The sequence below is a fragment of the Superficieibacter electus genome, from assembly GCF_002915575.1.
GTDB classification, from domain to species: Bacteria; Pseudomonadota; Gammaproteobacteria; order Enterobacterales; family Enterobacteriaceae; genus Superficieibacter; species Superficieibacter electus.
The window spans coordinates 309,716-332,634 of sequence record NZ_PQGD01000001.1; the positions used below are offsets into that span (position 1 = coordinate 309,716).

A 22,919-nucleotide genomic window follows, 5' to 3' on the forward strand; every position below is an offset into this window, starting at 1 on the left:
AATCAGAAAGGATTGTACCCTGAAAATGGCTCGGCAATCGCCACGCCGAAATTTTTTAGCCGACAGGTAGCCGCAAACTCATCCTGTCGGTTAACAAACAGACAAGGCTCGCCTTCGCATTCAAGCACGGAGCAATCGACCTCAATATCACTCAATGCCTGGCTCAGGGTATGCATCACCGGCCAGGCGTTATCTCCGTCCGGACTCAGCAGTTTTAACGCGACAAGACAGTTCTCACAGGGTGGCGCACTGTGCGGAATCGGTTCAACTCTGGAACCCGCAAATCCCGACAGCCAGCGATAGCTCTGCGGCAAACGGTGAACGATAGAGAGTTGTTGATGCGTCACTTTAGTATCCCCGGAAGCAGTAAAAATTAACAATTGATTCACATCAATATTAACACATGGTTGACAATTCGTCGTGCATCCTGAAGAAAACGCTTTCATCCACAACCAGTAAGGGTCAAGCAGCTCAATTATCGAGAGTTTAATCAGCGTTACAGGAGCCTTTTGGCGCTATATGTACCGTTTTTTGTGATCTAAAACAACCTTTTTAACAACATTAACGTGACTTTTTACATAAATTGATTTTACAAAAAATAAACAATTAAGGCGTAATCAGAGGAACGGGGACGTGATAACGTCCCCGGAAAAGATTAGCGGGCGCGCTTTTTACTGCGGCTGGCGTACGAGCAAAAGAGGACAGAACTGGCTGCACAAAAGGCAATAGAGAGGATCATTGGCCAGGCAGTAGTAAACGTCGCCAGCGACAGCAGCGCGCCGACAATCGCGCCAATGCCAAAGCGAAAGGTGCCGGCCAGAGAAGAGGCGGTTCCCGCCATATGCGGAAACTCATCCAGGATCACCGCCATTGCATTTGACGCCACCAGCGACACGCAGCCGACAAACGCCGCGACCCCCACCACCATCGACCAGAAGCCGACATCGAAAAGCCCACATACCACCAGCCACACCGCTGTGGCAAACTGCACCCACAGCCCGGCGCGGAACATGTTAAGCGCCCCGACCCGCCGCACAAATCGGCTGTTAACGATGGTTAAGACGAACAGGAAAGCCACATTCAGCGCAAAGTAATAGCCAAAATGCTGTGGCAGGACATGGTTAAGCTCGATATAAACAAACGGTCCGGCGCTTAAAAATGAGAACATCCCGGCAAAACTGAATCCGCTGGCCAGCATATAGCTCAATACGCGCTTGTGGCGAAACAGCGAGGCAAAGTTGCCCCCGGTGGTGCGAATATGAAATTTCTGCCGTCGCTCAACGGGCAGCGTCTCGTCGATAAAAAAGAAAATCATCGCCGAGGCCAGTAGCGCGGCAATCGCGAGTATCCAGAAAATCGCATGCCAGCTAAACCAGATTAGCACCGCCCCTCCCACCATCGGGGCCACCAGCGGTGCAATGGTCGTCACCAGCATCACGAACGACATCATGCGCGAAAATTCTTCCTTCGGATAAATATCGCGCATCAGGGCGTTAATCACCACGCTAGCCGCAGCCGCCGCCAGGCCATGGAAAAAGCGCATAATAATTAAGTAGTCGATGGACTGCGACAGCGCGCACGCGGCGGCGGCGGCAGCAAAAACCAGCGTGCCTCCGAGGATCACCGGCTTACGCCCAAGGCTATCCGCCATCGGCCCGTAAAGCAGCTGACCGAGCGCAAAACCAAGAATGTAGGTGCTGAGCGTCATTTGTGCACTACCGGCGGGCACGCCGAACTGCGCGGAAATGACCGGCAAAGCAGGCAAATACATATCAATCGAAAGTGGCATCAGCATGGCCAACAGGCCAAGAATAAACACGATACCCAGCGAGGAGCGCTGCTTTGTCGTCACCCGTAACTCCTGTTATGGCATGCCAGGACTGGCAATTTCGTCTTCTGTCAGCGCACGGTATTCACCCGGCGCAAGATCGGCATCCAGTACAATGCCGCCGATACGTTCACGATGCAGGCCCACCACGTGGTTGCCCACCGCCGCAAACATGCGTTTGACCTGGTGGTAACGTCCTTCACTAATGGTCAGACGTACCTCGGTTGGGGTAATGACCTCTAGTGTGGCAGGTTTAGTCAGATCTTTTTCATTATGTAGTTGTACACCGCGGGCGAACTGCTCTGCGGTGTCTTCTGCTACCGGCGATTCCAGCGTCACAAGATAGGTTTTTTCACAGTGATGGCGTGGAGACGTGATACGATGCGACCATTGGCCATCATCGGTCATCAGCACCAGTCCCGTGGTGTCGATATCCAGACGGCCTGCAGCGTGCAGCTTGTAAGCCACCGGCTCGTCGAGGAAATAAAGCACCGTCGGATGATCCGGATCGTCAGTGGAGCAGACGTACCCTTGCGGTTTATTCAGCATGAAATAGCGCGGGCCATGCTGCTGGGCAAGCGGGTTGCCGTCGTAGGCTATCTCATGTTCTGGTTGAAGTTTAAAGGCGCTGTCCCTTACTATTTCGCCATCTACCGTGACACGGTTGGCACGAATTTCACGCCCGGCAATAGCACGGCTTACGCCAAGCTGCTGAGCGATAAATTTATCAAGTCGCATGAATTATTTTTGCCTGTAATTATGCCTGGAGTCGGACTACGCTGTCCGAAAAAAGAAGCGGTGTTACACCCCCCAGTATAGCGGGCAATGCCCGCCGCTCAAGGGAAAAAGCACCGTGGCGTACTATTTAAGATGATTATGACCTTTATTCTTCGTCCCTATCAGCAGGAAGCGGTGAATGCCACCCTCGCCCATTTTCGCAGGCATCAGGAACCCGCAGTCATTGTACTGCCAACAGGGGCCGGTAAAAGCCTGGTCATTGCCGAACTGGCAAGAGTGGCGCGTGGGCGCGTACTGGTGCTTGCCCATGTTAAAGAACTGGTCGAGCAGAACCATGCTAAATATCTGGCGCTGGGGCTGGAAGCAGATATTTTCGCCGCTGGTCTGAAGCGCAAAGAGAGTCACGGTAAAGTGGTTTTTGGTAGCGTACAGTCGGTAGCGCGTAATCTTGAAGCATTCCAGGGCGAGTTTTCCCTGGTGATTGTCGATGAATGCCACCGCATTAGCGATGATACCGACAGTCAGTATCAACAAATTCTGGCGCATTTATCTGCGGCGAACCCCCGCCTGCGGCTGCTAGGGCTTACCGCCACGCCTTTTCGTCTCGGCAAAGGCTGGATTTATCGTTTTCATTACCACGGGATGGTGCGCGGTGATGAAAAGGCGCTGTTCCGCGACTGTATTTATGAGCTGCCGCTGCGCTATATGATTAAACATGGCTATCTGACGCCGCCAGAGCGGCTGGATATGCCGATCGTCCACTACGATTTCAGCCGCCTTCAGGCGCAAAGTAATGGTCTTTTCAGTGAGGCGGATCTCAACCGCGAGCTGAAAAAACAGCAGCGGGTCACGCCGCACATCATCAGCCAGATTATTGAATTCGCCCAGTCGCGCAAAGGGGTAATGATTTTTGCCGCCACCGTCGAGCATGCGCGGGAAATCCTTGGCCTGCTGCCCGCTAATGAGGCTGCGCTTATTACCGGCGAAACACCGGGTGCACAGCGTGATGAGCTGATTAACGCATTTAAGGCGCAGCAGTTTCGTTACCTGGTCAACGTCTCGGTACTGACCACAGGCTTTGACGCGCCACATGTGGATTTAATCGCTATTCTGCGTCCTACGGAATCGGTCAGCCTGTATCAGCAAATTGTGGGTCGTGGACTGCGCCTCTCGCCAGGCAAGATCGACTGCTTGATTCTTGATTATGCGGGCAACCCACACGATTTATATGCCCCAGAGGTAGGTGCGCCAAAAGGCAAGAGCGACAACGTGCCGGTACAGGTTTTTTGCCCTGCCTGCGGCTTTGCCAATACGTTCTGGGGGAAAACCACTGCAGACGGCACGCTTATTGAGCATTTCGGTCGCCGCTGCCAGGGCTGGTTTGAGGATGACGAAGGCCATCGCGAACAGTGCGACTATCGTTTTCGCTTCAAAAATTGTCCGCAATGTAACGCCGAAAATGATATTGCCGCCCGCCGCTGCCGTGAGTGCGATACGGTGCTGGTTGATCCCGACGATATGCTGAAAGCGGCGCTGAAATTAAAGGATGCGCTGGTACTACGCTGTGGCGGGATGGCCCTGCAATACGGCAGCGACGAAAAAGGGGAATGGCTAAAAATCACGTATTACGATGAAGATGGTGCCGACGTCAGTGAACGTTTCCGTCTGCACACCCCGGCACAGCGGACCGCTTTCGAACAGCTTTTTATTCGTCCGCATACCCGCACACCCGGCGTGCCGCTACGCTGGAGCACTGCAGCGGATCTCGTCGCTCAGCAATCCCTGCTCCGCCATCCGGATTTTGTGGTGGCACGTAAGAAGGGTCAGTACTGGCAGGTGCGCGAAAAGCTGTTTGACTACGCCGGCCGTTTCCGGCGGGCGAATGAATTACGCGGTTAATCGCGCTTTTCATTGCTGTGACAGGCGTTCAGGTATAGAATACCGCCCGCTTTTGCATACGCAAAGCAGATCGCTTACCTGTTACTGGGTCGCCTGTAGCAGGATTTAATGAAGAGAGAAATAAATGTCTACTATCAACGCAGAAGTACGTAAAGAGCAGGGTAAGGGTGCGAGCCGCCGCCTGCGCGCAGCTAACAAGTTCCCGGCTATCGTTTACGGTGGAACTGAAGCTCCGATCGCTATCGAACTGGATCACGACAAAGTGATGAACCTGCAAGCTAAAGCTGAATTCTACAGCGAAGTGCAGACTCTGGTTATCGATGGCAAAGAAGTAAACGTGAAAGTTCAGGCTGTACAGCGTCATCCGTTCAAGCCAAAACTGTCTCACATCGACTTCGTTCGCGCGTAATCGCTGACAAGTTAAGAAGAACCCCGCTCCGGCGGGGTTTTTTTATGGCTGAAGGCTCACTTTCCACCAGAAGTACGGCGTTGAAGCTGATCGCGCAGATTCGGCGGCGTGCCTTTAATGGTCAGCGTATCAGTGGCCGGGTCCCAGAAAATACGTTCACCAAGCAGTAATGCGTCAAAGTTAATCGTTAATCCACCGCCGCTACCGGCGTATTTGGTGAGCTGACGCAGCGTGCTACGGTCTGCCGGGAAACTCTCTTCCAGCTCATAGCCTTTCTCAGCGGTAAATTCGCTGAAGCTGACGTCGCTGACGCTGGACAGCTCTTTTGACAATGATTCCAGGGCAATTTCTTCCCCCGCCTGAAGCTGCTCGCTGCAATAATCATACACTTGCTGACGCACGGTCTGGCGTTCTGCTTTGTCCAGTTGAGCCTCGGCGGTAAAGTCGTCCACCGCCTGCAGCAGACCGCGGTTTTGCGCTTTAGCATTTAACCCTTCGCTGGCACCGAGGAAATCCATAAAGAAGTCGGCGACCTTGCGCCCTACCCGCCCCTTGAGGAACGTCAGGTAGCGCGTGGATTCCGGGTTGGTTTCCCATTCAGTAAGATCGATACGGGCGACAATATCCGCATGATTAATATCCAGATAGTGAATGGAACTGATATCCAGATTTTCATTAACGCGCATGCTGCTTAAGTTGTTCAGCACAGCGACTAACAGATATTCCACCGCCAGATAACGGTAGTGGCAGAACAGAACGATGCCACCGTCAGCAAACGGATATTTCGCCAGCTCATCGCGCAGTCGCCCGGTTGCCGCACGGCTGAAGGCCAGGAAATCTTCCTCGCCCTGGCGTTGCAAACGCAGCGCCTGCGCCAGTTCGCTCTCTTCGCTAAACAAACCGTAAGCTTTATTTTTGGCGCTATAGACCCGGTGCAGCTCGGCCATCATTTCTTCGACGGCGGCATTTGGCTCAAGCAATGAATCGCGCAGCACCAGCTCAAGGCTTTGTTCATCACGTTTGATTAACTGATGCAGGGCAATCTGGTTGATATCCAGACTCATGGTAAACTCTCCTTTTAGACCGAACGGTATTCAACCACCGCCGGGCCCCACAGTGTAAGGTGAAAAAAAGGGGAAAAAAAGCTGTTGCTACGGTAATATGTTGCCCTTTCATGAACAGACTGATTTTGATTTATGCCACAACACTCCCGCTATAGTGATGAACACGTTGAACAACTGCTGAGCGAGCTGGTCAATGTATTAGAAAAACACAAAACCCCCACCGATCTTTCATTGATGGTGTTGGGAAACATGGTGACGAATCTGATTAATACCAGCGTCGCACCGGCTCAGCGTCAGGCTATCGCCCGTTCTTTTGCCCAGGCGCTGCAATCCTCGGTCAGCGACGAACAGGCGCACTAAGGAAAACGAACGACTGCATATGGTGACTCATCGTCAGCGCTACCGTGAAAAAGTCTCCCAGATGGTTAGCTGGGGGCACTGGTTTGCCTTGTTCAACATCCTGTTGGCAACGGCGATCGGCAGCCGCTATCTTTTTGTCGCCGACTGGCCGACCACGCTTGCCGGGCGGATCTATTCGTACCTGAGTATTGTCGGGCATTTCAGTTTCCTGGTGTTCGCTACCTACCTGCTGATCCTTTTCCCGCTGACGTTCGTGGTGATGTCGCAGCGGCTGATGCGTTTTATTTCCGCTATCCTTGCGACCTGCGGGATGACGCTGCTGCTCATTGATAGCGAAGTGTTCACGCGCTTTCACCTGCATCTTAATCGCATCGTCTGGGAGCTGGTGTTTAATCCCGATCAAAATGAAACCGCCCGCGACTGGCAACTCATGTTTATTAGCGTGCCGGTGATTTTGCTGATTGAAATGCTGTTTGCCACCTGGAGCTGGCAGAAGCTGCGCAGCCTGACGCGTCGGCGACGCTATGCCCGGCCGGTGGTGGCACTGTTTTTCGTCGCCTTTATTGGCTCGCACAGCATTTATATCTGGGCCGACGCCAATTTCTATCGCCCGATCACCATGCAGCGCGCTAACCTGCCGCTTTCCTACCCGATGACCGCTCGTCGGTTCCTGGAGAAACACGGGCTGCTGGATGCACAGGATTATCAGCGTCGACTGATCGAGCAGGGCGATCCGGAAGCCGTTTCCGTTCAGTATCCGCTAAGCGATCTGCATTATCGCGATATGGGTACCGGCCAGAACGTATTGCTGATCACCGTGGACGGTCTCAACTATTCACGCTATGAACAGCAGATGCCATGGCTTGCCAGCTTCGCCCAGCAGAATATTAACTTTACTCAGCACATGAGCTCGGGGAACAGCACCGACAACGGCATTTTCGGCCTGTTTTATGGTATTTCACCAGGCTATATGGATGGCGTACTCTCGTCGCGAATTCCTGCTGCGTTGGTCACTGCGCTAAATCAACAGGGCTATCAGTTAGGTCTTTTCTCGTCCGACGGCTTTAGCAGCCCGCTTTATCGCCAGGCGTTGCTGTCTGATTTTTCACTGCCTCCAGCCAGGACGCAGTCGGATACACAAACAGCTAACCAGTGGATCAACTGGCTCGATCGCTACGCCCAGGAAGATAATCGCTGGTTCTCATGGATCGCGCTGAATGGTACCAGCGTCGATGAGAGCAATCAGCAAGCCTTTACCCGTCGCTATGCCCGGGCCGCCGCTGACGTCGACACGCAGATTTCCCGCGTACTGGAAGCCCTGAAAGCCTCTGGCAAGCTTGATAACACGGTGGTGATTATCACTGCGGGTCACGGCGTCCCGCTGGATAACCAGCGTAATGAGTTTGACTGGTCTCGCGCCCACCTTCAGGTTCCACTGGTCATTCACTGGCCGGGAACGCCTGCGCAGCGTATAAACACCCTCACCGACCATAAAGACGTAATGGCGACGCTGATGCAGCGTCTGCTACGGGTCACTACGCCAGCTAATGAATATTCTCAGGGCCAGGATCTGTTCAGCGTGACTCGTCGTTATAACTGGGTAACGGCAGCCAGCGGCAATACGCTGGCGATCACCACGCCGCAGGAAACGGTCGTGCTGAGCCACAATGGCGACTATAAGACCTGGAACGCCCGGGGTGAGAAAATACACGACCATAAACCGCAAATGAGTTTGCTGTTGCAAGTGCTGACGGACGAAAAACGGTTTGTTGCTAACTAATTGATTAATTATAAATCAGTCAGTAGGTTGGTGGCTTGCAATCGTCGGTGAAAGAGGTAGTATTAGCCCACAAATCGGCACGTAGCGCAGCCTGGTAGCGCACCGTCATGGGGTGTCGGGGGTCGGAGGTTCAAATCCTCTCGTGCCGACCAAAGAACCCTTAAAAAACCAACCGCAAGGTTGGTTTTTTTATACTCTCATTTCCTTATTGTATATCGCCTTATCTCTACGTTCCCAATCGACCCTACCCACGGCTTTTACACCATAGTGATCCTGAACACCGCTTTTATAATGCCCCGTTGAAGGACGGGGTTATGGTCGCTCGTTACTACTAACAGATACGTAATTGCTTTACTTACACAATGACAAATAGCGCTGTAAGAACATGGCGATGATGCCATGTTCTGGCATAATAAGATTGACCTGTATTGACCGATGACCCTGCGCACAAAAAGCCCACGAAAGCACTGTACTTTCTCGCCGCGGCTGGTAAATTGCTGTACATAAAGACAGTATTTCAGAGGCGGTAAAATGTTTGTAGAACTGGTTTATGATAAGCGTAACGTGGCTGGCCTTCCCAACGCGCGGGAAATTATCCTTGAGGAACTGACGCGTCGCGTTCATCGACTCTTTCCCGACGCTGACGTGCGGGTAAAACCCATGCAGGCCAACGGGCTGAACAGCGATGCCAGTAAAAGCGATCGGGAAAAACTGAACCGCATGCTGGAAGAGATGTTCGACGAAGCCGATATGTGGCTGGTAGCGGAGTAAGCGCCCCTGGTGTCGGGCGCTTTCACTATTTTACAGCGCGATATCTGCAACAGGCGCGATGCTCACGACTGGCAGCGCGCGTGGCGTCTGCGGTATCGCATCCGGCTGACACGGCAGGGCATAATCCAGTTCCAGCACCTTACTGGTCCAGGCCAGCATCTCCTGCGAAGTGGCCTGACGTCCGTTAAAGGGTATTCCATAGCCCGGTACGATCTGCTTTAACGCCTCCTGCCACGCCGTCGATGCCATTTTCTGCGCAAACACAGTTTCCATCAGCTCGAGCATGATGGCGGCGGCAGTCGAAGCACCGGGAGAAGCACCTAACAGAGCGGCCACCGTGCCTTCATCGTCACATACCACTTCGGTACCGAGTCGCAGCACTCCCCCCGTTTTCGCCTCGCGTTTGATAATCTGCACTCGCTGGCCGGCCTGCCATAGCCGCCAGTCAGCCTTCTTCGCCTGCGGGTAATAAGCACGTAACGCCGAGAAGCGGTCCTCATCATTTTGCAGGACCTGACCGACCAGATATTTCACCAGCGCAAGGTTATCCATCCCGACATGGATCATCGGTAGCAGGTTTGAAGTGTTAGTAGAGCTGAGCAGATCCCACAGCGAGCCGTGTTTGAGAAAACGGGTCGAAAAAGTGGCGAAGGGTCCAAACAGCACTACATGCTTACCGTCAATTATGCGGGTATCAATGTGAGGAACCGACATCGGCGGTGCGCCGGTGGAAGCCTGACCGTACACTTTTGCCAGATGGTGCCCGACAATATCAGGGTTTTCACATACCAGAAACTGTCCGCCCACCGGGAAACCCGCATAGTCCTTCGCCTGTGGGATACGGGTTTTTTGTAGCAATTTTAACGCTGCACCGCCCGCACCGATAAAAATGAATTTTGCCCGGATCAAACGGCTGATTTTAGGGTTATGCGTATCGGATACCCGCACGGTCCAGCTTTTATCAGCGTTACGTCTAAAGTCCCGGACCTGCGTACTGAGCTGCAAAGAAAAATTATCCCGTGTCTGCAGCGCAGCAATAAGCTGGCGGGTGATTTCGCCATAATTGACGTCTGTACCATTGCCGGTGCGCGTTGCCGCCACTTTTTGCTGGGGATTACGCCCTTCCATCACCAGCGGTGCCCAGTCTTTAATTTGCTGATGATCTTCCGAGTACCGCATGTCCTGGAACAGCGGATTTTGCTGAAGCGCCGTATAACGTGCACGCAGAAAATTAACATGTTCCTCGCCCCAGACGAAGCTTATGTGAGGTACGCTATTAATAAAACTGCGCGGATGCCTGAGAACGCCGCGCCCGACCTGATGCGCCCAAAACTGACGTGAAAGCTGAAAGGCCTCATTAATTTGTACCGCTTTTTCAATACTGACGGAGCCATCCGGGTTTTGCGGAGTATAGTTCAGTTCCATCAGGGCAGAATGCCCCGTACCGGCATTATTCCAGCCATTTGAGCTTTCCTGAGCAACACTCTCCATGCGCTCAACCATGGTGATAGACCACGTCGGCTCCAGTTCCTGTAGATACGTCCCCAGCGTGGCGCTCATGATGCCACCACCAATTAACAACACATCGGTAACCTGTTCACGGGAAGCGGCGATGGCGTTCATAAGCCGATCTTTCTCCCCGACACTGTTGATGGCCGTTTTTCTTTTCATCGTAGTAATTGCCTTACGGAACTCACGTTCTGAGATATGCAGGTGAAACGATTCGGGGTTTCCACGTTATCACCGCCGCTTAACAAATTAAATATTGTTTAAACTTTAAATTTAGTTTTATGGATAGTTATAAAAATGTTTAATAACTGAAAAGCGCAAATGATAAAAAATGCTGGTCCTGCGTTGAGCCAGCCGTTACTATCCTGCGTTTTGTGATATTCCGCACGGACGCCTGTTAATTGTTATGGATGCCTTTATATTGTTTGCGGATCGGTATGCCTGAAACTCAATCGTCTTTCTCACCTGCCCAACCGGGTACCATTGCAGGCGTAATACGTTCGCCCGCGTTACTGCTGCGCGAATCTCTGGCCGGGGTGATCACGGCCCTGGCGCTGATCCCGGAAGTCATCTCTTTTTCTGTTATCGCCGGCGTCGACCCAAAAGTGAGCCTGATCGCTTCAGTTGTATTGTGTCTCGCTATGTCCGTGCTCGGGGGGCGTCCGGCGATGGTGACCGCAGCAGCCGGTTCTGTAGCACTGGTCATCGGGCCAATGGTTCACCAACACGGTGTGGGTTATATTCTGCCTGCGGTAGTTCTGGCAGGAATTATTCAGATTATTTTTGGCCTGAGCGGTATGGCGCGCCTGATGCGATTTATCCCGCAGGCGGTGATGACCGGCTTCGTTAATGCGCTGGGAATATTGATATTTTTCGCTCAGATTCCCCACTTCTGGAGCCGGAATCCGCTGGTCATCGGGCTGTTTGTGCTGACGCTGCTGATTGTCCTGTGGGTACCGCGCCTGACAAAACGTATTCCGTCGCCGCTGATTGCCATTGTGCTGCTGACGATTTTTACCGTTACCACCGGCCAACTGCTGCCCACCGTGGGGGATGCAGGTTCAATGAGCGGTGGTCTGCCTGGCCTTAGCGAGCTGCAGGTGCCTTTGGATCTCACGACGCTGAACATAATCTGGCCATGCGCATTAAGCATTGCCTTTGTCGGATTAATGGAGTCGCTACTGACCGCAAAACTGGTGGACGATCTGACCATTAGCCCCTCGAATAAGCATCGGGAAAGCACGGGCCTCGGTATCGCCAACATTCTGGCAGGCTTTTATGGCGGTATCGCCGGATGTGCGATGATTGGTCAAACGATTGTGAACGTGGAGATGGGACGCGCACGTAGCCGCCTTTCTACCCTCGCCGCCGGGATCGTCCTCCTGCTGCTGGTGACGGCATTAAGTGAGGTCATGGCAAAAATTCCAATGGCGGTACTGGCGGGGATCATGGTGATTGTCGCGCTAAAAACCTTTAGCTGGCACAGTATCCAGCCCGGCACATTGAAAAGCACGCCGTGGCCGGAAACCGTGGTGATGGTAGTGACCGTCGCCGCCACCGTATCAACGGGGAATCTGGCGATCGGCGTGCTGGCGGGCGTAATGACCATGGCGGTGGTACCGTACCACATTAAGCGAAAATACCGGCTTAAAGCAGAAAAATCGTCGCCAGACCAAGGAAAATAAAAAAGCCCCCGGTATCGGTGATGGCAGTGATCATCACGCTTGAGCCGACCGCCGGGTCGTGACCGAATTTGGTCATCACCATTGGGATCAGCACGCCCATTAGCGCAGCCACCAGCAGATTCAGCACCATTGCCAGCATCATCACCCCGCCCAGCGCCGGATCGCCATACAGTGCCCAGGTCACACCGCCCATGATCCCGCCCCAGACCAGACCGTTGATCAGCGCAACGCCCATCTCGCGCAGGATCAGAAAGGAAAAGTTGCCAGGCTGAATATATTGCAGTGCCAGCGCCCGCACGATCATCGTAATGGTCTGATTACCGGTATTGCCACCGATGCCCGCGACAATCGGCATCAGCGAGGCCAGCGCCACCAGCTTTGAAATGGTATGTTCAAAACCGTCGATCACCCGCGAGGCGATAAACGCGGTACACAGGTTGACCGCCAGCCACGCCCAGCGCGTTTTTACCGCTTTATGCACCGGGGCAAAAACGTCTTCATCGCCGCTTAAGCCGCCCATCTGACGCAAATCGTTATCCGTCTCGCGATATACCACATCAACAATTTCATCAATGGTAATACGGCCCATCAGCTTGCCGGCAGGATCGACCAGCGCTGCGCTTATCAGGTTATCACGCTCGAAGGTTCGCGCGGCTTTTTCTGCGTTTTCGTCGGGATGGAAGGCCAGGATATCGCGCTCCATTACATCGCCAACTTTCATCCCGGCAGGGGAAATCAGGATCGTTTTTAGCTCCAGCTCGCCAAGCAGTTTGTTTTCCCTGTCGGTCACAAACAGTTTATCCGTATTCTCAGGCATCTTGCCCAGCCGGCGCAGATAACGCTGGACCGTACCCAACGTCACGTCCGGGCGCACAGTAATGACTTCAAATTCCATGATCGCGCCAACGCTGCCGGGATCATAATTCATTACCTGACGTACGCGCGCACGTTCAGCCGGAGACAGCGTAGCCAGCAGGCGGCCCGTAAGGTTGCGCGGCAGGTGCTGAACGATATAAATCTGCTCATCAATATCAAGCGTATTCATCGCTTCCAGCAACGCTTTATCACTCATCTGATCGATAAGATCGTCCCAGACGTTTTCGGAGGCCTCAAGTAACACCTGCCCGCGCTTATTTTCGCTAATCAACAGCCATAGCGCGCGTCGTTCTTCGGCTGGCAGGGCTTCCAGGGTGTCAGCAAGATCGGCCGGCTTCAGGTGTTCAACCAGAACGCCAACTTCGGCAATTTGATTTTCCAGCGCGCCACTGTCGAACTGCTCAACGAGGGTTAATTTATTCAGCAGTGAGGAGGTAATGGCTTTATCGGTGGTGAGCAGCCAGATCAGGCGCGCACGCTCTTCATCGCGCAACCGGGCGCTGTTGTTTGTCGAAACGGACATCGGGAGATCCTTGGGTCATTTTATTACGTCAGGCAAGGTGCCTGGCGCATTAAGCATAGCGCGGCGTTGACCATTAATGATAAACGGAGTGAATGAGTGCGGAAAAAATAAGCGGTGGTGCCTCCTGTTGAACAGGAGGCACTGTTTTCAGGCCGTACGGGCTACGGCATCTCGCGAAGCCTGGGCCCGTTCCTCGCCGGTTAGCTCAGCAAGCTGGCCGTCACGCATTTCCAGCAGTCTGTCGGCATGGATAAAATAGTGATCGTCATGGCTGATGGCGAAAATGGTTTTGCCCATTGCCTGCATCAACGGCAGAATAACCTGATAAAATTCACGGCGGAAATGCGGGTCCTGATCGGCAGCCCACTCGTCCAGCAGAATAATTTCTCTCTCCTCCGCCAGTGCCAATAGTAGCGCCACGCGTTTTTTCTGCCCTTTCGACAGTTTGAGATCGAGGATTTTGCCATTATCCAGCGTCAGTTTATGGTCCATCTTCAGCTGTTTTATCCAGCGGTCAACCAGTTGCGGATCGGCAGGCTTACCTTCTGCGCCTAACAGTTGATCGAACAACCAGACATCGGTAAATACCGCCGAAAAAAGTTTCCGGTAGTCTTCCGGACTGTCTGCTGCCAGCGGCATGCCGTCCAGTAAAATCTGCCCGGATACCGGCTGATACAACCCGGTCAGCAGCATGGCGAGGGTGGATTTACCGCTACCGTTACCGCCAATCAGAAATACCAGCTCACCGCGATTGAGCGTCAGGTTAATCGGCCCCACGGAGAACGTATTCTCCTGGTAGCTGAACGTTACATCCCGTAGCTCCAGGGTCTGCCACTGAGAATGCCTTTTCGGCTGTGGGAATTCAGGTTGGTACGTGGCCAGCTCGAATTTTCTGAGTTTATTAAATGCAACCTGAGCACTAAGCAGCGTCGGCAATGCGCCAACCGCGGAAAGCAGCGGCGTGCGCAGGAATAAGAGTGTCAATGAATAGGTGGCCGCAACGTTGGTATCGGCCCAGCCAAGGCTGTTTGCCATCCAGAACACCAGCCCGATTGCGCCCAGCATCATAATATTGGACCAGTTCACCGCACTCAGATGGAAGGTGTCGGCGCGAACAATATGATGGCGATACTCTTTCGCGTCTGGCACATAGATGTTATTAAAAATATGCTCCGCACGCTCGCGGTTAAGCGTTAACTCTTTGCGGCCTTCAAGAACGGTTTGATAATCGTGATAGAGCTTATCTTCGGTTTCACGCAATGTGGCAATATGCCGGTACACGCGCGCAACCAGCACAAAGCCACCCCAGATGGTTAATGCCATCCACAGCGCGGTAATCAGCAGCATCTTTGTGGAGAGCGTTGCCAGGTAGGCGGCTGAACCTACGGTCAGGATGATCCCCTGCACCAGCTCAGGCAGGCGAACAAACGCGATAGTGATATTGCGAATATCGCTGGTCAACCCTGCCAACAATGTCGCGCTGCCCAGCCGCTCAATCCGCTCAACCTGAGTATCAAGGATGCGTTTAATAAATTCGGTGCGCAGGCGGTAAACAAAATGATGGCCGAGCGTCGTCAACGCCAGCTGTGAGCCAAGCGTTACTGCCATCAGTAGCACCAGCAGCCCGAGGAATTCCGGCAACACGAGTAGCGTTGTGTCTACAGATTCGATCAGACGCAGGTTAATGAAGGCGATAAGCCCAATGCCAAGCGCAGCGCTGACTAAACTCAGCGCCATGACCGCGATAAACGGCCAGCGATACTGACGCCAGACAAGCAGGAGAAGTTCCATAAATATCATCCGCAACAAAATCAGCCAGCAGTGTAAACTGCTCGCCGCTGACATCAAGAATAATTCTTATTTTTATTCAACTATGCCCGTTTGACGGAAAGTAAGATTGTAGCGGCAGCGTCCGGTGGCAGGATGATCGCCCTCTTTCACCGGCTGAACGCCATGATAAAAAAGCCGCGATGGACCGCCCCATACCACAACATCTCCATGCTCCAGCAACGTGCGCTGCAGAGGATCGCTTCGTTTCAGGCCCCCGAACTGAAAAATGGCCGGTAGCCCCAACGACACCGATACAATGGGTGCGCGAAGTTCTTTTTCATCTTTGTCCTGATGTAGCGACAACTTTGTTCCTGGCAGATAGCGGTTGATCAGGCAGGCATCCGGAATAAAATCGGGATAACCTGCCGCCGTTGCCGCGTCATCGGCAAGCGTACGAAAGATATCTGGCAATGGCGGCCAGAACGCCTCGGTTAGCGGATCGCGAGGAGAATAAAAGTAACCCCGGCTGTCGGTAGTCCAGCCCAGCGGCCCACAGTTGGTCATCGCCACCGACATGGTATAGCCGCCGGGCGTGATCATCTGGCGGAACGGCGAGATGCGGGCGACTTCATCGATCGCCGCCAGCAACGAGGCTGCACGACTGAGGGCGAAACGGCGCAGAATGGTTGCGCCGGAGGTCAGCGGCTCCTGCCAGGGTTCAGCATCGGCGAACAGATCGAGCATTACTCCTCCTGCTGCGTTTCGCGGCGTAATAAAGCGGCTTTTCGCGCCACACCCCAGCGATAGCCAGAGAGCGATCCATCTCCCCGGACAACCCGGTGACAAGGGATCACTAATGCCAGTTTATTCGCCGCGCAGGCGCTGGCAACGGCACGCACGGCGCGGGGATGACCAATTGCCTGCGCGATTTGTTGATAACTTCGGGTCTCACCGGCGGGAATGTCCCGCAATGCCTGCCAGACGCGCATCTGGAAAGCCGTGCCACGAATATCCAGCGGCAGTGTAAGAGGCGCAGGATTACCGTCCAGTCGGGCAATCACCTGACGCAGCTGTGCAATAAATTCCGCGTCCCCTGGCCTACATTGCGCCAGTGGGAAAATCGCTTTCAGTGAAGCCGTCAGCGCCTCATCATCTTCACCCAGCAAAATCGCACATACGCCACGCTCGCTGGTGGCAACCAGACATCGCCCCAGGGAACAACGTTCAAGAATATAGCGGATGCTTAGCGCGTCGCCCCCGCTGCGGTACTGACGCGCGGTCATGCCGAGGGTGGCATCGGCATGACGATAAAAGGCGCTGCTGGCGGAAAACCCGGCGTTCAATACCGCCTCGGTAATAGCTTCACCCTTTGTCAGCGCGTCACGCAAACGCCGGGCGCGGTGTGCCTGCTGCCAGGCTTTAGGCGTCATGCCGGTAGCCGATTTGAACAGACGGTGTAAATGAAAAGGACTGACTCCCAGAGCGTGCGCCAGTTTATCCAGCGTGACCGGCGTGTCCTGCTCCAGAAGGCGGCAGGCTCGCGCCACCAGATCGGCGTACTTCATTTGCGGTGACAATCCCGCTGGCTGGCAGCGTTTGCAGGGGCGAAAACCGGCAGCCAGCGCCGCCGGTGCATCAGCGTAGAAACGCACGTTTTGCCGTAGCGCGTGGCGCGCCCGGCAGGAAGGACGACAAAAGATGCCCGTTGTCACGACGGCAAAAACAAACTGACCGTCAGCGCGGGTATCGCGATCGAGCACCGCCTGCCAGCAGCGCTCATCTTCATTAATGGTGTGATGTTTCATAAGCAGGCTCCTGCTATAAGGGTAGCTCTACTCTGGCAAAACACCGACCATTAAAAACCGACAATCTTGCTTTTTAATTTTTTTCACTGAGCAAAAAGGCGGAAAACTGAGGTGACATCCAGGTTTTGAAGGCATCTCCCTCTTTAACTATCATATAAACCGCCAGTCCCTGCTCGCGGACCACCTCTTTTGCCTGCTCGGGCCCCAGCACCATCAGGCCGGTATCCCAGCTGTCGGCTTCCAGCGCACTGGGCGCAATCACCGTCACCGACACCAGTTGATGCGTTATAGGTCGTCCGCTATGGGGATCGATAACGTGAGAGATACGCTTGCCGTCAAGTTCATAATAGTTGCGGTAGCTACCGGAAGTACTGATACCGTGGCCGTTAATATCCACAATTGCCTGAACGGCATTTTCCCGATCGGTCGGTTTTTGTATAGCCACCCGCCACGGTTTGCCCTCACCATTCATACCGCGACTGACCAGGGCCCCACCGACGGAAACCAGATAACGAGACAGGCCTTCCTGCTCCATTAGCCTGGCAAGATGATCGGCTGCATAGCCCTCTCCTACCGTTGAAAGATCAACAAATAAATCGGCTATATCTTTTTGCAAATACTGCTGCCCGGCCTGAGAAATAACGGAGAGATGCTGGAGACCGGTACGCGCTCTGGCGTCGGCGATTTGTGCATCGTCCGGGGTAGATACCGGCTGTTTATCCGGACCAAAGCCCCATAAATTCACCAGCGGCCCCACGGTGATATCCATCGCCCCATTCGTCTTATCGCCAACGCGCAGTGCCTCGGTGACGATGTCTGCCATCGCTTCATTGACAGGCCATGGAGTCGTACTCTGCGAATGGTTAAAGCGCATTAAAGCGGAGTCTGGTTTCCAGGTCGAAAGAAGCTGGTCATCAGCATCAAGCTGGGTCTGAATTTTTTGCCGTAGGGTCTCTTTTTGCTCAGGCTCTACGTTGATAACGCTAACCCGCCACATGGTCCCCATGGTTTTCCCTTCCAGTACGGTAGGTGGCGTGGCACTGGATGGGGCAGAAACCGGCGCATTGTCACACCCGGTAAGTAAAACAACGGCGGTCAAAAACGCCGCGCGAAAAAAAGTGGTTTCCATTGATTTTTATCCTCTTACTGAGGAGCGTAAGAGTACACCTGTTCATCGGTTTTAGAACGATCGATCCGTGCGCAAATAAAAAGGGCCCGCAGGCCCTTTATCGATAAGTCAGCACATCAGAACTGGTAAACCAGGCCCAGCGCAACGATATCGTCAGTGCTTACACCCGCTGCGCGGGTAAAGTCGTTGTCGTCCAGCAGGTTGATTTTATAATCAACGTAGGTGGACATGTTTTTGTTGAAGTAGTAAGTCGCGCCTACATCAACGTATTTCAGCAGATCCTGATCGCCATAGTTAACGACGCCATTATTCACGTCTTTACCTTTGGACTGCAGGTAAGCTACGGACGGACGCAGGCCGAAGTCGAACTGGTACTGAGCCACGGCTTCAAAGTTTTGCGCTTTGTCAGCAAAACCGTACGCGTCAGCACCGCTGCTGCCACCGAAACGGGTTGCGTTATAAGACTGAGTATACTGCGCTGCCAGATAGACGTTGTTAGCGTCATATTTCAGGCCGCCAGAGTAGGTGGTCGCACGATCGCCGTTACCGTAGATACCCGGCAGATCGTTTTGGTCAGAGGTACGTTTAGAACTGGCAACCGCACCACCCACGCTGAAACCAGAACCCAGATCGTAAGTTAAAGAACCACCAAAACCATCACCATTCTGACGCAGCACGCTGCGGCCACCGGCATCTTCACCGCTGGTATTGCCGTTGCTGCCCTGATACTGGACAGCAAAGTTCAGACCGTCTACCAGACCGAAGAAGTCGGTGTTACGGTAGGTTGCTACACCGTTAGCACGAGATTGCAGGAAGTTGTCCGCACCGTAGGTATCGCCGCCGAACTCAGGCAGAACGTCGGTCCAGGAGGTCACATCGTAAACAACGCCATAGTTACGACCGTAGTCGAAAGAACCGGCTTCGTTAAATTTCAGACCCGCGAAGCCAACACGCGTCCAGGAATCGTTTGAACCTTCATCAGTGTTACCCTGAACCTGGTATTCCCACTGGCCGTAGCCGGTGATCTGGTCATTAACCTGGGTTTCACCTTTGAAGCCGATACGCACGTAGGTCTGGTCGCCGTCGCTACCGTCATCATCGGAAAAATAGTGCAGACCATCAACTTTACCGTACAGGTCTAATTTGTTGCCGTCTTTGTTATAAACTTCAGCCGCATTTGCTGCGCCTGCTACCAGCAGAGCTGGTACCAGGAGGGATAGTGCTTTAACTTTCATGTTATTAACCCTCTGTTATATGCCTTTTATATGCTTTTTTTAGTTGCCACTGCTTTACTGGTTATTGGTTACCCACTAACCCGTCGGCGAAACCATTTTGCGGCAAAATACAGAATAATCCAACTGGAATATGATACGAAAACTTCTAAGATGTTTCAGTTTTCCATGTAGATGTTTCATTTTGTGAATTTCCGGGAACTTTTTTTTGCCACAAATAGCTAAAGATTTACGCATCAATAATCAAAATATAAATATTTCCATTTACAATCAATGTATTATACCCAGATCGGGTTATAGCACTGATTGCCAAAACAAATACCACTAAGGCGACTAGAATAGATACCGCTATCATCATTAACTTTATTTATTACCGTCATTCAGTTCTGAATGTCTGTTTACCCCTATTTCCACCGGATGCTTCGCGTCCGGTTTTTTTTTACCTTTCTTTACGTTTCTGCATTGAAGATGTACTACCCAGAAGAAATTATAACGACTATTAATTAATCATTTTAATAACTTAGTGTGATAATTACCGCTTCGTCTGAGCACCTTTTTTTTGATATTTTGTGCTCTCAGATCTTTATATGCTGTCGTTTCTGAAGGGTACAGAGTGTCGTTATGAGAGATGCCCGGCGCACGCTGAAAGCCTGTTGCTATGGTAAAAAGTCCGTAACGACCTCGTTAAGAGTCTGGAAATTCGGCCAGTACCCTTTATACTGCCAGCAGTACAAAATCATGCAGCGTAAAGGCTTACATCAGTTTGCCAGGGTTGATTAGCCGCTAAAGCATGGTCAATACAGTCTCTCAGTTGCACTCGGGCTCTGAGTTTTTCCTTATTTCAGTGCGGGTACACATGCATAATGAGTCAGTCTGATACAATGAGCCCTTCTAAGTTTTCCTTAATGCCCACGAGCCTCACGCGCTACTTCCTGTTACTGATCATTGTATTACTGGTAACAATGGGTGTGATGATCCAGAGCGCGGTAAACGCCTGGCTTAAAGATAAGAGCTATCAGGTTGTCGACATCACCCATGCAATCCATAAACGGGTTGATACCTGGCGTTACGCCACCTGGCAGCTTTATGACAACGTTGCTGCCACACCGCTTAACGCCGGAGAAGGGTTACAGGAAACACGTCTGAAGCAGGATGTGTACTACCTTGAAAAACCGCGCCGGAAAACCGAAGCGCTTATTTTTGGCTCGCACGACAGTTCGACGCTGGAAATGACCCAGCGGATGTCAACCTATCTCGACACCTTATGGGGCGCAGAAACGGTGCCCTGGTCGATGTATTATCTCAACGGCCAGGACAACAGCTTGATTCTGGTCTCAACGCTGCCCCTGAAAGATCTCTCCTCCGGGTTTAAAGAATCGAACGTAGGCAATATTGTGGATTCCCGCCGCGCTGAGATGCTACAGCAGGCCAATTCACTGGACGAGCGGGAAAGTTTTTCCTCTCTGCGCCGCCTCGCCTGGCAAAATGGCTATTACTTTACGTTACGTACTACGTTTAATCAGCCGGGCCATCTGGCAACGGTCGTTGCGTTTGATTTGCCTGTTAACGATATTATCCCACCCACGATGCCGCTGGATAGTTTCCGTCTGGAACAGGATAACGCACCGTCAGCCCTGCGTGGCGCGGAAAAAGAAGCGGCCGACAGTGCCAGTGTCAATCTTAATGGCTCGCGCATTGAGATTGCCTCCGCGATCAATTCCACCGGCATGCGCCTGGTGTGGCAGGTTCCTTTCGCCACACTGCTGTTGGACACCCTGCAAAATATTCTTTTACCGCTGCTGCTGAATATCGGCCTGCTGGCGCTGGCGCTGTTTGGCTATACCACTTTTCGTCATCAGCCGGTACGCCAGCAGGGCGAACCCTCCGCGCCTGCGGTTGTTAATAATGAACTCCGGGTATTACGCGCTATCAATGAAGAGATTGTATCTCTGCTCCCATTAGGGTTGCTGGTACACGATCTCGAGTCCAACCGGACAGTCATGAGCAATAAAATCGCCGATCATTTGCTGCCGCATCTTAATTTGCAGAATATAACCAGCATGGCGGACCAGCATCAGGGCGTGATCCAGGCAACCATCAACAATGAGTTGTATGAAATCCGCCAGTTCCGCAGTCAGGCCGTGCCGCGCACGCAAATATTTATTATCCGCGATCAGGACAGAGAAGTTCTGGTGAGTAAAAAACTCAAGCAGGCTCAGCGGCTGTATGAAAAAAACCAGCAGGGCCGCGTCGCGTTTATGCATCATATTGGCGAAGCCCTGAAACAACCGGCCAAAGCCCTGGCCTCGCAAGCCGCGATGCTAGGCACAGAGCAAAGTCAGAAACTCGCCCATCACGCCGATGTTCTGGTGCGGCTGGTCGATGAGATCCAACTGGCGAACATGCTGGAAGATGGCAGCTGGCAGAGTGCCCCACGTGAATTTTCTATTCAGGAATTAATTAATGAAGTGGTGCCAGACGTTCTGCCGGTAGTGAAACGTAAAGGTTTGCAACTGTTAATCAATAATAATTTGTCTGCCAGCGAACAACGTTACGGCGACCGGGATGCCCTGCGGCGTATTCTGCTGCTGCTTATCCAGTATGCGGTTACAGCCACCTCTATCGGCAAGATCACCCTCGAAGTGAATGCCGATGAATCGGCGGAGGATCGTTTAACGTTCCGCATTCTTGATACCGGCAACGGTGTCTCCCCGCGTGAAATTGACAATCTTCACTTCCCGTTCCTCAATGACACGCAGGCTGATTTGTACGGTAAAGCTAACGCGCTCACCTTCTGGCTTTGCGACCAGTTGGCGCGTAGACTCGGCGGGCATCTTAATATCAAATCCCATGACGAACTGGGCACGCGCTATTTATTGCATGTAAAAATGGCTGCCAGCGCACCGGACACGGAATCTGACGAGCGTCTGCTGGATGACGTCGTTGCGATGATCGATATCACTTCCAGTGAAATCCGCAGTATTGTCGTAAGACAGCTGGAAAACTGGGGAGCCACCTGCATCTCTTTAGACGAAAGAGGCGGTAGTCAAGAATTTGATCTCTTTTTAACAGATAATCCGTCTAATCTTACAGCCGCAGGCTTGCTTTTAAGCGATGATGAGCCTGGCGTGCGAAAAATTGGCCCCGGTCAGCTGCGGGTCAACTTTAATATGAGCAATGCTATGCAGGATGCTGTACTGCAACTGATAGAAGAGCAACTGGCTCAGGAAGAGAGTGTGGAGTCCCCCGGCGCAAACAATGAAAACGCCGAGCTTCACGCCAGCGGCTATTATGCGCTGTTTGTTGACACGGTACCGGATGATGTTAAGAAGTTGTATACTGAAGCGGCAACGGATGATTTCGCTGCGCTGGCGCAGACGGCTCACCGCCTGAAGGGAGTATTTGCCATGCTTAATCTGGTGCCCGGCAAGCAGCTATGTGAAACTCTGGAACAGGTCATTCGTGAGAAAGACGCTCCAGGCATAAAAAAATACATCAGCGACATTGACGCTTACGTCAAGAGCTTACTGTAGCAAGGTAG

Annotated in this window: 18 protein-coding genes and 1 tRNA gene; 8 read left to right on the top strand and 11 right to left on the bottom strand. The window is 52.8% G+C overall.

Features of this window, described 5'->3' with window-relative positions; translation table 11 throughout:
• Nucleotides 1-2: 2 nt before the first annotated feature.
• The 3 genes from CHU32_RS01515 to rsuA form a co-directional block, all read right to left on the bottom strand.
• A complete protein-coding gene (locus CHU32_RS01515) occupies nucleotides 3-347 on the bottom strand; it encodes a YejG family protein (RefSeq protein ID WP_103674316.1) in 345 nt (114 codons plus the stop codon).
• 308 nt (nucleotides 348-655) lie between these two features.
• A complete protein-coding gene (locus tag CHU32_RS01520) occupies nucleotides 656-1,852 on the bottom strand; it encodes a Bcr/CflA family multidrug efflux MFS transporter (RefSeq protein ID WP_103674317.1) in 1,197 nt (398 codons plus the stop codon).
• A 12-nt stretch (nucleotides 1,853-1,864) separates the two neighbouring features.
• Nucleotides 1,865-2,566, bottom strand: coding sequence for a 16S rRNA pseudouridine(516) synthase RsuA (rsuA, locus tag CHU32_RS01525; RefSeq protein ID WP_103674318.1), 702 nt, complete (start codon nucleotides 2,564-2,566; stop codon nucleotides 1,865-1,867).
• A gap of 138 nt (nucleotides 2,567-2,704) precedes the next feature.
• On the opposite strand from rsuA, the gene radD reads away from it, so the two are divergent.
• Together radD and rplY are read left to right on the top strand one after the other, a co-directional pair.
• Complete coding sequence (gene radD / locus CHU32_RS01530) at nucleotides 2,705-4,465, top strand: DNA repair helicase RadD (RefSeq protein ID WP_103674477.1); 1,761 nt, start codon at nucleotides 2,705-2,707, stop codon at nucleotides 4,463-4,465.
• Between the two features lie 124 nt (nucleotides 4,466-4,589).
• Complete coding sequence (gene rplY / locus CHU32_RS01535) at nucleotides 4,590-4,874, top strand: 50S ribosomal protein L25 (RefSeq protein ID WP_103674319.1); 285 nt, start codon at nucleotides 4,590-4,592, stop codon at nucleotides 4,872-4,874.
• Between the two features lie 56 nt (nucleotides 4,875-4,930).
• Here the strand turns inward: rplY and yejK are convergent, their stop codons facing one another.
• The gene (gene yejK / locus CHU32_RS01540; protein ID WP_103674320.1) at nucleotides 4,931-5,938 is read right to left on the bottom strand and encodes a nucleoid-associated protein YejK; all 1,008 of its coding nucleotides are present in this window, start codon (nucleotides 5,936-5,938) and stop codon (nucleotides 4,931-4,933) included.
• A 132-nt stretch (nucleotides 5,939-6,070) separates the two neighbouring features.
• Between yejK and CHU32_RS01545 the strand changes: the two genes are divergently transcribed.
• The 4 genes from CHU32_RS01545 (at nucleotide 6,071) to CHU32_RS01560 (ending at nucleotide 8,849) form a co-directional block, all read left to right on the top strand.
• On the top strand, nucleotides 6,071-6,298 hold the full coding sequence (locus CHU32_RS01545; RefSeq protein WP_049841267.1) for a YejL family protein: 228 nt from the start codon (nucleotides 6,071-6,073) through the stop codon (nucleotides 6,296-6,298).
• 19 nt (nucleotides 6,299-6,317) lie between these two features.
• A complete protein-coding gene (gene yejM / locus CHU32_RS01550) occupies nucleotides 6,318-8,078 on the top strand; it encodes an LPS biosynthesis-modulating metalloenzyme YejM (RefSeq protein ID WP_103674321.1) in 1,761 nt (586 codons plus the stop codon).
• Nucleotides 8,079-8,153: 75 nt separating this feature from the next.
• Nucleotides 8,154-8,230, top strand: a tRNA-Pro gene (locus CHU32_RS01555).
• A 379-nt stretch (nucleotides 8,231-8,609) separates the two neighbouring features.
• Entirely contained in the window at nucleotides 8,610-8,849 is a 240-nt protein-coding gene (locus tag CHU32_RS01560; RefSeq protein ID WP_103674322.1) for a DinI family protein, read from the top strand.
• Between the two features lie 30 nt (nucleotides 8,850-8,879).
• On the opposite strand, the gene mqo is transcribed toward CHU32_RS01560, so the two are convergent.
• Nucleotides 8,880-10,472 (bottom strand): malate dehydrogenase (quinone), encoded by a 1,593-nt coding sequence (gene mqo, locus CHU32_RS01565; RefSeq protein ID WP_245880167.1) that lies wholly within the window; start codon nucleotides 10,470-10,472, stop codon nucleotides 8,880-8,882.
• Nucleotides 10,473-10,795: 323 nt separating this feature from the next.
• Here mqo and CHU32_RS01570 point away from each other — a divergent pair, with 323 nt between their 5' ends.
• A complete protein-coding gene (locus CHU32_RS01570; protein WP_103674324.1) occupies nucleotides 10,796-12,043 on the top strand; it encodes a SulP family inorganic anion transporter in 1,248 nt (415 codons plus the stop codon).
• On the opposite strand, the gene mgtE is transcribed toward CHU32_RS01570, so the two are convergent.
• From mgtE to CHU32_RS01600, 6 genes are all read right to left on the bottom strand, one after another.
• Nucleotides 12,006-13,442: a magnesium transporter gene (mgtE, locus tag CHU32_RS01575; RefSeq protein ID WP_103674325.1), complete on the bottom strand. Its 1,437-nt coding sequence runs from the start codon at nucleotides 13,440-13,442 to the stop codon at nucleotides 12,006-12,008. The genes CHU32_RS01570 and mgtE overlap by 38 nt on opposite strands.
• 147 nt (nucleotides 13,443-13,589) lie before the next feature.
• On the bottom strand, nucleotides 13,590-15,233 hold the full coding sequence (locus CHU32_RS01580) for a multidrug ABC transporter permease/ATP-binding protein (RefSeq protein WP_103674478.1): 1,644 nt from the start codon (nucleotides 15,231-15,233) through the stop codon (nucleotides 13,590-13,592).
• Between the two features lie 72 nt (nucleotides 15,234-15,305).
• Entirely contained in the window at nucleotides 15,306-15,956 is a 651-nt protein-coding gene (gene alkB / locus CHU32_RS01585; protein WP_103674326.1) for a DNA oxidative demethylase AlkB, read from the bottom strand.
• Nucleotides 15,956-17,017 carry a bifunctional DNA-binding transcriptional regulator/O6-methylguanine-DNA methyltransferase Ada gene (ada, locus tag CHU32_RS01590; protein WP_103674327.1) on the bottom strand — a complete coding sequence of 354 codons (1,062 nt, stop codon included), beginning with the start codon at nucleotides 17,015-17,017 and terminating at the stop codon, nucleotides 15,956-15,958. Before ada ends, alkB begins: the two co-directional genes overlap by 1 nt.
• A 73-nt stretch (nucleotides 17,018-17,090) precedes the next feature.
• Complete coding sequence (apbE, locus tag CHU32_RS01595; RefSeq protein WP_103674328.1) at nucleotides 17,091-18,146, bottom strand: FAD:protein FMN transferase ApbE; 1,056 nt, start codon at nucleotides 18,144-18,146, stop codon at nucleotides 17,091-17,093.
• Nucleotides 18,147-18,262: 116 nt separating this feature from the next.
• A complete protein-coding gene (locus CHU32_RS01600; RefSeq protein WP_103674329.1) occupies nucleotides 18,263-19,381 on the bottom strand; it encodes a porin OmpC in 1,119 nt (372 codons plus the stop codon).
• Nucleotides 19,382-20,241: 860 nt separating this feature from the next.
• On the opposite strand from CHU32_RS01600, the gene rcsD reads away from it, so the two are divergent.
• The gene (rcsD, locus tag CHU32_RS01610; protein WP_103674330.1) at nucleotides 20,242-22,911 is read left to right on the top strand and encodes a phosphotransferase RcsD; all 2,670 of its coding nucleotides are present in this window, start codon (nucleotides 20,242-20,244) and stop codon (nucleotides 22,909-22,911) included.
• Nucleotides 22,912-22,919: the final 8 nt, after the last annotated feature.